The 9,287-nt window shown below is 71.4% G+C and carries 11 protein-coding genes; 7 read left to right on the top strand and 4 right to left on the bottom strand.

Going from position 1 to position 9,287, the window contains the following annotated elements:
• Both OUY22_RS34000 and OUY22_RS33995 read left to right on the top strand, forming a co-directional pair.
• On the top strand, window positions 1-552 hold a 552-nt coding region (locus OUY22_RS34000; protein WP_270159394.1), incomplete at its 5' end, for a LysR substrate-binding domain-containing protein.
• A 394-nt stretch (window positions 553-946) separates the two neighbouring features.
• Window positions 947-1,156, top strand: coding sequence for a hypothetical protein (locus tag OUY22_RS33995; RefSeq protein ID WP_270159393.1), 210 nt, complete (start codon window positions 947-949; stop codon window positions 1,154-1,156).
• On the opposite strand, the gene OUY22_RS33990 is transcribed toward OUY22_RS33995, so the two are convergent.
• Window positions 1,149-1,586, bottom strand: coding sequence for a winged helix-turn-helix transcriptional regulator (locus OUY22_RS33990; protein ID WP_270159392.1), 438 nt, complete (start codon window positions 1,584-1,586; stop codon window positions 1,149-1,151). The genes OUY22_RS33995 and OUY22_RS33990 overlap by 8 nt on opposite strands.
• 111 nt (window positions 1,587-1,697) lie before the next feature.
• Here OUY22_RS33990 and OUY22_RS33985 point away from each other — a divergent pair, with 111 nt between their 5' ends.
• Window positions 1,698-2,606, top strand: coding sequence for an NADP-dependent oxidoreductase (locus OUY22_RS33985; RefSeq protein ID WP_270159391.1), 909 nt, complete (start codon window positions 1,698-1,700; stop codon window positions 2,604-2,606).
• A gap of 259 nt (window positions 2,607-2,865) precedes the next feature.
• Entirely contained in the window at window positions 2,866-3,276 is a 411-nt protein-coding gene (locus OUY22_RS33980; RefSeq protein ID WP_270159390.1) for a RidA family protein, read from the top strand.
• Window positions 3,277-3,292: 16 nt separating this feature from the next.
• Here OUY22_RS33980 and OUY22_RS33975 read toward each other — a convergent pair whose 3' ends face one another.
• A complete protein-coding gene (locus OUY22_RS33975; protein ID WP_270159389.1) occupies window positions 3,293-4,744 on the bottom strand; it encodes an MFS transporter in 1,452 nt (483 codons plus the stop codon).
• A 40-nt stretch (window positions 4,745-4,784) separates the two neighbouring features.
• Window positions 4,785-5,531, bottom strand: coding sequence for a class I SAM-dependent methyltransferase (locus tag OUY22_RS33970; RefSeq protein ID WP_270159388.1), 747 nt, complete (start codon window positions 5,529-5,531; stop codon window positions 4,785-4,787).
• Window positions 5,532-5,658: 127 nt separating this feature from the next.
• Between OUY22_RS33970 and OUY22_RS33965 the strand changes: the two genes are divergently transcribed.
• Window positions 5,659-7,032, top strand: coding sequence for an LCP family protein (locus OUY22_RS33965; RefSeq protein ID WP_270159387.1), 1,374 nt, complete (start codon window positions 5,659-5,661; stop codon window positions 7,030-7,032).
• A 60-nt stretch (window positions 7,033-7,092) separates the two neighbouring features.
• On the opposite strand, the gene OUY22_RS33960 is transcribed toward OUY22_RS33965, so the two are convergent.
• A complete protein-coding gene (locus OUY22_RS33960; protein WP_270159386.1) occupies window positions 7,093-7,542 on the bottom strand; it encodes an ATP-binding protein in 450 nt (149 codons plus the stop codon).
• 325 nt (window positions 7,543-7,867) lie between these two features.
• On the opposite strand from OUY22_RS33960, the gene OUY22_RS33955 reads away from it, so the two are divergent.
• Both OUY22_RS33955 and OUY22_RS33950 read left to right on the top strand, forming a co-directional pair.
• Window positions 7,868-8,797, top strand: coding sequence for an ATP-binding protein (locus OUY22_RS33955; protein ID WP_270159385.1), 930 nt, complete (start codon window positions 7,868-7,870; stop codon window positions 8,795-8,797).
• A gap of 90 nt (window positions 8,798-8,887) precedes the next feature.
• On the top strand, window positions 8,888-9,274 hold the full coding sequence (locus OUY22_RS33950; protein ID WP_270159384.1) for an SCO5389 family protein: 387 nt from the start codon (window positions 8,888-8,890) through the stop codon (window positions 9,272-9,274).
• Window positions 9,275-9,287: the final 13 nt, after the last annotated feature.

The following is a 9,287-nucleotide window of genomic DNA, read 5'->3' as shown; positions in this document are numbered from 1 at the left end:
CTGCCCCCGGCGCTGGCCCGGCTCGCCGCCGCCCACCCGGCGCTGACGCCGATGATCTCCGAGATCGACCCCGCCGACGTCTCCGCCGCCCTGCGCGCCGGCGAACTCGACCTCGCGCTCGTGCACGAGTACGACTTCGTGCCCCCGGTCACCGACGCCGCCCTGGAGACCGAGCCGCTGTTCGCCGAGCCCATGTACCTCACCGACCGGCCCGCCATCGCCGCCGCCGCAGGCGACCCGTGGATCGCCGGCACGCCCGGCACCCTGTGCCACACGATGACGATCCGAGCCTGTCAGGCGGCCGGGTTCGAGCCGGACGTACGCCACCACCTCGACGACTTCGACACCGTGCTGGCCTTCGCCGCCGCCGGGCAGGGCGTGGCGCTGGTGCCCCGCCTCGCGGCCCGCACCCCGCCGCCCGGCGTCCGGCTCACCCCGCTCCCCCTGCACCGCCGCACCCTGGCGGCCTTCAGACGCGGGTACGCGGAGCACCCGGCGATCCAGGCCGCCATCGCCGCCTTCCACGAGACCCTCGCCGAACTCAGCCTCTGAGACGACGTCCAGCACGGCCGCGGTGCCAGGCCGGTAGAAGACGTCGTAGTACGCCCTGGGCCACAGTGCGGCAGAACGCTCACGCGACAGCTCTGGCCTGCAGTGACGCACAGCCCGTGATGAGGGATGAGTTCTCACTCGAACGGGCCGATTCCATGGCCGCCGAGCACTCCGGCACAAGCGGTACCCGTCTCGTCCGGCCCCGGGCTGAAGGCACACCGGTCCTCTTGCGAGGCGGGAAGCACAGCGCGTCATCATCGATGCTTCACGGGCCTCTACGTGTGATCTTTCCAGGACTTCCGGGATCTTCCGGAGTTCGATCTCCTCGCGCCGTGTCAGAGCCGGCCGGCTGGGTAGCGGGACCCGCAGCGGGCGCGAGCATCAGGCAGGTGACATGCACAGAACGGACCCCTTCCCCTTCGAACTGTCCGTGACGGTCAGCGAGCGGACCCCGGCGGCCATCGAGGCCGCGGCCTACCCCCTGGCGGAGCGCTTCTTCGGCACCGGCGCCGAAGTGCACGTGATCAGCGCCAAGGTCCAGCCGGACCCGGAGGACGACGACCGTTTCACGGCCACCGTCGTCTTCCGCCGTACGATCACCTGACGTCGCGGGAGTCGTACTCCTGCTGGTTGGCCAGCACCTCGTCCATGTGCCGCTCGGCCCAGGTCTTGACCTCACGCATGAGGCCCTGGAGCGAGTGGCCGAGGCCGGTCAGCTCGTAGGTGACGGTGACGGGCACCGTGGGCGTCACCGTACGGGTGAGCAGGCCGTCGCGTTCGAGGGTGCGCAGTGTCTGGGTCAGCATCTTCTGGCTGACCCCGGCCAGCCGGCGGGCCAGCTCGGAGTAGCGCATCGGCGCCCCAGGGCGGGCGTCGCCGGTGCGCGGGCCGCCCTCGCCCAGCGCGGCCAGCACCAGGGCCACCCACTTGTCGGAGACGCGGTCCAGGAGCAGACGGCTGGGACAGCCCGCCAGGAACGCGTCGTACTCCCGCTTCTCATGGGCCCGGCGCTCGGCCGCCGTCATGGTCGGCATGGTGGCTCCTTACCGCTCGGTGACCTACGCACTTCGAAGTGCGTACTTCCTGTTGGAGAGTTACCCCTCCATTGTGGTGCAACAGCGTGGATCTCACCACAGGAGGAACCCATGTCCACCACGTTCCGCACCGCCGTCGTCCGCGTCCCCGACGGCCCGGACTCGATCGAGATCATCGACGTGCCCGTCACCGAACCCGGGCCGGGCCAGGTCCGCGTCGCGATCGCCGGGGCCGCGGTCAACCCCGTCGACGTGGCGGTCGCCGCCGGGCTGTTCCACCGGCGCGGGCTGGTCCACCAGCCCCATCACACCGGGCTGGGCTGGGACTTCGCCGGGACCGTCGCCGCGGCGGGCCCCGGCGTCGGCCTGCCGGTCGGCAGCCGGGTCGCGGGCCTGATCGACGGGTTCGACCGCGACTTCGGCACCTACGCCGAACAGCTCGTCGTGTCGGCGGCCGATGTCGCGCCCGTGCCCGACGGCCTCGACCTGACCACCGCGGCCGCCGTGCCGCTCAACGGCGTGGGCGCGGCCCAACTCGTCGACCTGCTCGGCGACGGGGAGGGCCGGAGCCTGCTGGTGACCGGCGCCGCGGGCGCGCTCGGCGCGAACGTCGTCGTGCTCGCGCGGGAGCGCGGCTGGCGGGTCACCGGACTGGCCAGGAGCCAGGACGAGGAGTTCGTGCGCGGCCTCGGCGCCGGCTTCACCGACCGCCCGGCGCCCGGCTGGGACGCGGTGGCCGACGCCGCGGCCCTCCAGGAGGCGGGCGTCCCGCTGGTCCGCGACGGCGGCCTGTTCGTCGGCGTGCAACCGGGCGCGGAGCCGGCCGGGGAGCGCGGCATCACGGTCCGGGCGCTCATCGCTCGGCCCGACGGCGCCCGGCTCGCCGGGATCCTCCAGGCCGTGGCCGAGGGCCGGCTTCCGGCGCGGGTGCACGCCGTGGTGCCGCTCGACGAGGTCGCCTCCACCCACCGCGCTCTCGCCAAGGGCGGCGTACGCGGCAGGTACGTCCTGCGCCCCTGACCGACACCCGGCCGGAAGCTCGCGGACGACCGGCCCTACCCGCAGGGCCTCCCAGGGACCGGTCCTGTCCCGGAGGGACCCCCGGGAGACCGGCTCTGTCCCGTAGGACCCCCGGACCGGCCCTGTCCCGGGGGATCCCGGGGCAACCGGTCCTGTCCTCCCGGAAGGCCGAGCGACCGGCCGGAACGGTTTTCGCGTGGGTCGCGGGCGGCGGATATCGGGATGCGGGAGCGGGGGTGGGCCGGTCAGACTCGACGGCATGACGACGAAGATCACCCGTATCAACCCCGACGAACTCCACCCGACACCCGGCTACCACCACGTCACGGTCGTGGAGGCCGGGCGGACGGCGTACCTCGCCGGTCAGTGCCCGCTCGACCCGACCGGCGCCCTCGTCGGTCCCGGAGACCTGGACGCCCAGATCGACCAGGTCGCGGCCAACGCCCTCGCGGCGCTGACCGCGATCGGGGCCCGGCCGGAACAGGTCGTCCGTTCCGTGATCTACGTGGTCAGCGCCGAGAGCCCGGTGCTGGGCTCCGCCTGGCGGCGGTTCGGCGACTCGCCGATCGCGGCGGCGTTCACCACCGCCAGCACCCTCCTGGGCGTCGCCCGGCTCGGCTTCGCCGGGCAGCTCGTCGAGGTGGACCTCACCGTCGCGCTGCCCGGCTGAGACGGGCGCGGGGTCGTCAGGTGGCCTTCTCCGGGTGGGCGGCGGACAGCGGGGTGGCGATGTCCTCGAGGCCCCGCCGTTCCGCCTTCACCCCGAAGACCAGCTCCACGATGCCCGCGAGGATCATGAGCGTGGCCCCGATGGCGAAGGCCACCGCCGTGTCCCCGGGAACGCCGCTGGCCACCAGGTTCGCGAAGATCAGCGGCCCGGCGATGCCGCCCGCCGCGGTGCCGATGGCGAAGAAGAACGCGATGGCCATCGCCCTGGTCTCCATCGGGAAGATCTCGCTGACCGTGAGGTAGGCCGACGCGGCCCCCGCCGAGGCGACGAAGAGCACCACCGACCAGCAGGCCGTCAGGGTGACGGCCGTGAGCATGCCCTCGTTGAACATCCAGGCGGTGCCCAGCAGCAGCAGCCCGGAGCCGATGTAGGTGGCCGAGATCATCGGGACCCGCCCGACGCTGTCGAAGAGCGGGCCGAGGACGAGCGGGCCGAGGAAGTTGCCGACGGCGATGACCGCGAAGTAGTAGCCGGTGTGGGTGTCGATCTGGAAGAACGTCGACAGGATCTGCGCGTACCCGAAGGTGATGGCGTTGTAGAGGAACGCCTGCCCGATGAAGAGCGACAGCCCCAGCACCGTCCGGGTCGGGTAGAGGGCCACCATCGTGTGCGCGATGCGGATGAACCCGATCGACTTGCGCGTGTGGATGGTCATGGACCTGCCGGGCTCGGGCAGCTCCTGCCGGGTCTCGCGGCGCACCTCCTCCTCGACGCCGCGGACGATCTCCTCCGCCTCGTCGCCGCGCCCGTGGATGAACAGCCAGCGCGGGCTCTCCGGTACGTGCCTGCGGACGAGCAGGATGGCGAGCCCGAGGACCACGCCGAGCCCGAAGGCGACGCGCCAGCCGATGTTGACGGGCAGGTTGTTCAGCAGCGGCACGGTCAGCAGCGCGCCTCCGGCCGCGCCGAGCCAGTAGCTGCCGTTGATGAGGATGTCGATGCGGCCGCGGTGCCGGCTGGGGATGAGCTCGTCGATGGCGGAGTTGATGGCCGCGTACTCGCCGCCGATGCCGAACCCCGTCAGGAAGCGGAACAGGAAGAACCACCACACGCTGAACGAGAACGCGGTGGCGAGCGTGGCCGCCAGGTAGACGATCAGTGTGATGATGAACAGCTTCTTGCGGCCGAACCTGTCGGTGAGCCAGCCGAAGAACAGCGCTCCGGAGCAGGCTCCGGCGACGTAGAGCGCGGCGGCGAGGCCCGCGACCTGCTCCTGGGTGATGTCGAGACCGCTGCCGGGCTTGGCCAGCTGGGCGGAGAGGTTGCCGACGATGGTGACTTCGAGCCCGTCGAGGATCCAGACGGTGCCGAGCCCGATGACGATCATCCAGTGCCAGCGCGACCACGGGAGGCGATCCAGCCGTGCGGGCACCTTGGTGGTGACTGTGCCGGTCTCGACATCGCTCATGAACACCTCTGGTTACCCGCTGCCGAGCCGCCAAACCCGCCTAGGGTTTGCGCGCCTCGACCATGCAGGTCCGCAGCCATGGCCCGCCGTACCAGTACCGCCGGCCGAGGTCGCGGGCGCGTACGTCACGGGCTCCGAGGCCGCGCAGCGCGGCCTCGTACGCGGGCGTGTGCTGGAGGTCCGCGAGGAGGAGCAGGCCGCCGGGACGGACGACCCGGTACGCCTCGCGCACGGCTTGTTCGCGGGCGGCGGCGCCGGAGAGGTCGCGCAGGGCCAGGGCTGACAGGACGACGTCGAACTCCTCGTCGCCGAAGGGCAGGTCGCGAAGGTCGGCGGTGACCTGGTGGACGCGGTCGCGGACGCCTTCGGCCTCGGCGTTGGCGCGGGTGACGGCCTCGTCGGAGCGGGACCGGCCCCTGGCGCGGCCCCTGATGCGGCCCCTGGCGCGCGCTGCGTGGACGCCGGTGGCGTGGCCGGAGGTCAACCGTCCGGCGGCGAGCAGGAGCACGGCGCCGCGCCCGCAGCCGAGGTCGAGCACGTTCTCGTGGCCGTCGAGCCGGGCCAGTTCCTCTTTCCAGACGGCGAACCTGCCGCGCAGGGTGGTGTGGAGGTGGCTGGCGGCGCTGGCGAACGTGTAGCAGGCGCCGGCGAGGAAGACGACGCCTGCCATGACGACGTCGGAGGCGAAGGAGACGAGCATGAGCGCGAGCAGGAGCAGCGCGCCCAGGACGAGACGGGCCAGCGCCCAGGGGGCATCTAACCCGTACTTTCCACGTCGATTACCCACATTCACGTTATAACGCAAAGAGTCTCTTGGATCATGTTGACTCGCCTTCGACCCACGACACCGTGAATCAGCCGCCGGCCGGATTAGCGTTGGTGGGATCTGCGTACTGCGGGGGGTTTGACCAGGCATGACTGGTAGGAATCGCGGCTTCGGCCTCGGCCTCAGCCTCGGACTGACGGTGGGCTCCGCCCTGCTGTGGGGGACCGCCCATCTGGCGACACATCGCCATCGCACCGCGTTCGTTCTCATGTCGGTGCAGATCCTGCTGATCGCCGGGATTCTCACCGTGGTCACCGCGTTCAGCACCCAGCTGCTGTCGCTGGCCGTGCAGCCGGGCTGGATGACCGGCCTCGCGCTCATCCTGGCCGTCATCGCGACCGCCTGGACGACCGTGATCATCTGGTCCTACATGCTGGTGCGTCCCGCCGGGGCGGGCGTGGCCGGGCGTGCCCTGACCGCCGGCCTCACCGTCGCGCTGTGCGCGCTGGTCCTGGCCCCGACCGCGTACGCGGCGCGGCTCGCGTACGTGTCACGCGACCTGGTGCACCACCTGTTCGCCGGCAACCTGGGCGGCCCGATCGTGGCCGAGGACCCGTGGAGCGGCGCGCGGCGGGTCAACTTCCTGCTCGTCGGGGCGGACTCGGCGCCGAACCGGCCCGGGGTGCGCACCGACAGCGTGACCGTGGCCAGCGTGGACACCGCCACGGGCGCGACCACGCTGCTCGGCCTGCCGCGCAACCTGGAGGAGGTGCCGATGCCGCCCGGCCCGGCCCGCGCCCGGTTCCCGTACGGCTTCACCGGCGACGGCGTGGACTCCCCCGGCCTGCTCAACGAGGTCTTCCAGTACGCCGAGAACCATCCCGAGGTGGTGCCGGGCGTGCCGGACAGGCAGCGTGGCCCCGCCCTGCTGAAGCAGACGGTCGGCGGCGTGCTCGGCCTCCCGATCCGGTACTACGCCATGATCGACATGCACGGCTTCGCCGAGATGATCGACGCCGTGGGCGGCGTGCGGATCACCGTCGAGGAGCCGATCGTGTACGGCAAGTACCGCGAGGGCCTGCTGCAGGCGGGCACCCGCCGGCTGAGCGGCGAGGAGGCGCTCTGGTACGGCCGCTCCCGCACCGACAGCGACGACTACGTGCGCATGGGCCGCCAGAAGTGCCTGATCAACGCGGTGGCCAGGCAGGCCGATCCGATCACCCTGCTCAACAGCTTCGAGAACCTGGCCACGGCCACCAAGCGGGCGATCTCCACGGACGTCCCCCAGGACCTGCTCCCGGCGCTGGTCGAGCTGGCGCAGAAGGTGCGCGACAAGCCGATCCGCAGTCTCAACTTCGTCCCGCCGCTGATCAGCACCAGCAACCCGGACTGGCGGTTCATCCGGCACCAGACGGCCGAGGCGCTCTCCCCTCCGCGCGGACCCGCGAACCACGCCAGGAGCGCGCCGACCACGACCACCTCCCCGCAGGGCCCGGTCACCCTCGACAAGACCTGCGGCTGAGCGAAGCGGGCGGCGTCGACGGCTCAGGTCAGGCTTCCGGCCCGGCGGGGCGTCGCAGGATCAGGTCAGGTACGCGTCAGCGGTGTGGCCGGTGATCTCGGCGTCGGTCTTGTCCGGGGCGGGGAAGCGGATGTTCATGCGCAGCAGGGAGCGGTCGCCGGCCTGCTCGACGCGGACCTCGTCGCAGAGCCTGCGGATGATCCACAGGCCGTAGCCGCGCGAGGCGGCGGGGGGCGGGTCGGCTCCGTGCCGGTAGAGATGGCCGGCCGTCAGCGAGCCGGACGAGTTCTCGACGTCGATCCAGATGCCCTGGTCGTCGGCGCGGGCGTTGAGCGTGCCGGCTCCGCCTCCGTGTTCGAGCACGTTGTCGGCCGCCTCGTTGACCGCGATCACCAGGTCGTCGAGCCGGGCGCCAGAGAGCCCCGAAGCCGCCGCGAAGGCGCGTACGTGCTCGCGCAGCAGGGCAAGGTCGGCGGTGATAGGGCAGCGCAGCGCTGTCTCCTCGCCCATGCTCAACTCCCGGCATGAATTCGGCCCGGCTGCCTTGCTGCCCGCTCTCCCTGGACGCATGCGTGAGGCCATCGTGACCTGGCCTCACGCCCCCGTGAAAGCGGTCGCGCCGGAACCACCCCGACGTCCGGACCACTGCGGAAGTTACACGTTTTTGTCGCAGTTGTGTGCGCAGAGCAGGATAACGCGACCTTATTGACACTATTTCCGCATTTCCTGGGCCTGGACACGGCCGCGATCCCTCCTCTCTGCCCGCCTCCGCTGTGGCATGATAGGCCGCAGGAATGGAAACGGTTTTCATAATCGTGATCAGGAGGGACAAACCGTGAGAGTGGCGTTCGTCGGCAAGGGTGGCAGCGGCAAGACCACGCTGTCGGCGCTGTTCGCGAGATACCTGGCGAGCCGGGGCGCCCCGGTGGTCGCCATCGACGCCGACATCAACCAGCACCTGGCCCTGGTGCTCGGCCTCGACCGGCCGCCCGAGCCGCTCGGCGCCCACCTCGCCGAGATCAAGGACCTGCTGCGAGGCGACAACCCGCGCATCCCGTCGGCCGACGTCATGGTCAAGACGACCCCGCCCGGCCGCGGCTCCCGGCTGCTGCGCTTCCCCGACCTCGCCGCCTACGAGCACGCGGTCACCACCTCCGAGGGCATCCGGCTCATGGCCACCGGGCCGTTCGAGGAGGGCGACCTCGGCGTCGCCTGCTACCACTCCAAGGTCGGCGCGGTCGAGCTGCTGCTCAACCACCTGGTCGACGGCCCCGGCGAGTACGTCGTGGTCGACATGACGGCCGGCTCCGACTCGTTCGCCTCCGGCCTGTTCACCCGCTTCGACCTGACCTTCCTGGTCGTCGAGCCGACCCGCCAGGGCGTGGGTGTCTACCGGCAGTACCGCGACTACGCCGCCGACTACGGCGTGGCCCTGGCCGTCGTCGGCAACAAGGTGCACGGCCCGTCCGACGTCGAGTTCCTGCGCGCCCACACCGGCCCCGACCTCCTCACCTGGATGGAGCACTCCGCCGCCGTACGGGCGATGGAGCAGGGACACCGGTTCACCCTCGACGATCTGGAGCCCGGCAACGCCGACGCGCTCGCGGTGCTGCTCAAGCGCCTCGACGAGCAGGAGCAGGACTGGGCGCGGTTCGGCAGGCAGGCGGCCGAGTTCCACCTGCGCAACGCCAGGGCGTGGGCCGACGCCAGGACCGGCGTCGACCTGTCCGCCCAGATCGACCCCGGGTTCGTCTACGGCCCGTGACCCACGCGACTGTCCCCCTCCCGTCATCTGGAGGGTTCCCGGATGACCACCTAGCGTCGAAAAGGCGATGTTCTCTTGAAAGGAGACAGCATGTCGCTGACCGTTCCGAACGATCTGCTCGACCAGGCCCGCGCGGGCGACGTCGACGACGCGGCCTTCGTGGCCTGCGTGCGCGAGTCCCTGCCCTACGCCTGGTCGGTGATCAGCGAGCTGGTCGAGCAGCGAGACGAGTCCGGGGCCGAGTTCGCGGACAACCAGGTGCCGCCGCCGGACGAGCAGGCGCGCGGGGAGCTGCTGCGCTGCCTGGCCAGCGACGCCATGCGCGGCGCCCTGGAGCGCCACTTCGGCGTTCGGCTCGCCTTCCAGAACTGCCACCGGGTGGCGGTGTTCGCACCCTCCGCCGGCGAGGCCCTGCGCGAGTTCGTCACGCCGCGGGCGCAGATCCTCAACCAGAAGCCGGAGCTCGTCGACTGCTAGCTCCGCTGCCGGG

The sequence above is a fragment of the Nonomuraea corallina genome, assembly GCF_027620315.1.
In the GTDB taxonomy this organism is placed as follows: Bacteria; Actinomycetota; Actinomycetes; order Streptosporangiales; family Streptosporangiaceae; genus Nonomuraea; species Nonomuraea corallina.
The sequence above is the reverse complement of the archived record's forward strand: the minus strand, read 5'-3'. Positions and strand labels throughout refer to the sequence as shown.

Excerpts from the sequence above, each read along its gene's own strand:
- OUY22_RS33995 (WP_270159393.1), top strand. The coding sequence starts at position 947 with ATGCACAGAACGGACCCCTTCCCCTTCGAACTGTCCGTGACGGTCAGC.
- OUY22_RS33990 (WP_270159392.1), bottom strand. The coding sequence starts at position 1,586 with ATGCCGACCATGACGGCGGCCGAGCGCCGGGCCCATGAGAAGCGGGAG.
- OUY22_RS33985 (WP_270159391.1), top strand. The coding sequence starts at position 1,698 with ATGTCCACCACGTTCCGCACCGCCGTCGTCCGCGTCCCCGACGGCCCG.
- OUY22_RS33980 (WP_270159390.1), top strand. The coding sequence starts at position 2,866 with ATGACGACGAAGATCACCCGTATCAACCCCGACGAACTCCACCCGACA.
- OUY22_RS33975 (WP_270159389.1), bottom strand. The coding sequence starts at position 4,744 with ATGAGCGATGTCGAGACCGGCACAGTCACCACCAAGGTGCCCGCACGG.
- OUY22_RS33965 (WP_270159387.1), top strand. The coding sequence starts at position 5,659 with ATGACTGGTAGGAATCGCGGCTTCGGCCTCGGCCTCAGCCTCGGACTG.
- OUY22_RS33960 (WP_270159386.1), bottom strand. The coding sequence starts at position 7,542 with ATGGGCGAGGAGACAGCGCTGCGCTGCCCTATCACCGCCGACCTTGCC.
- OUY22_RS33950 (WP_270159384.1), top strand. The coding sequence starts at position 8,888 with ATGTCGCTGACCGTTCCGAACGATCTGCTCGACCAGGCCCGCGCGGGC.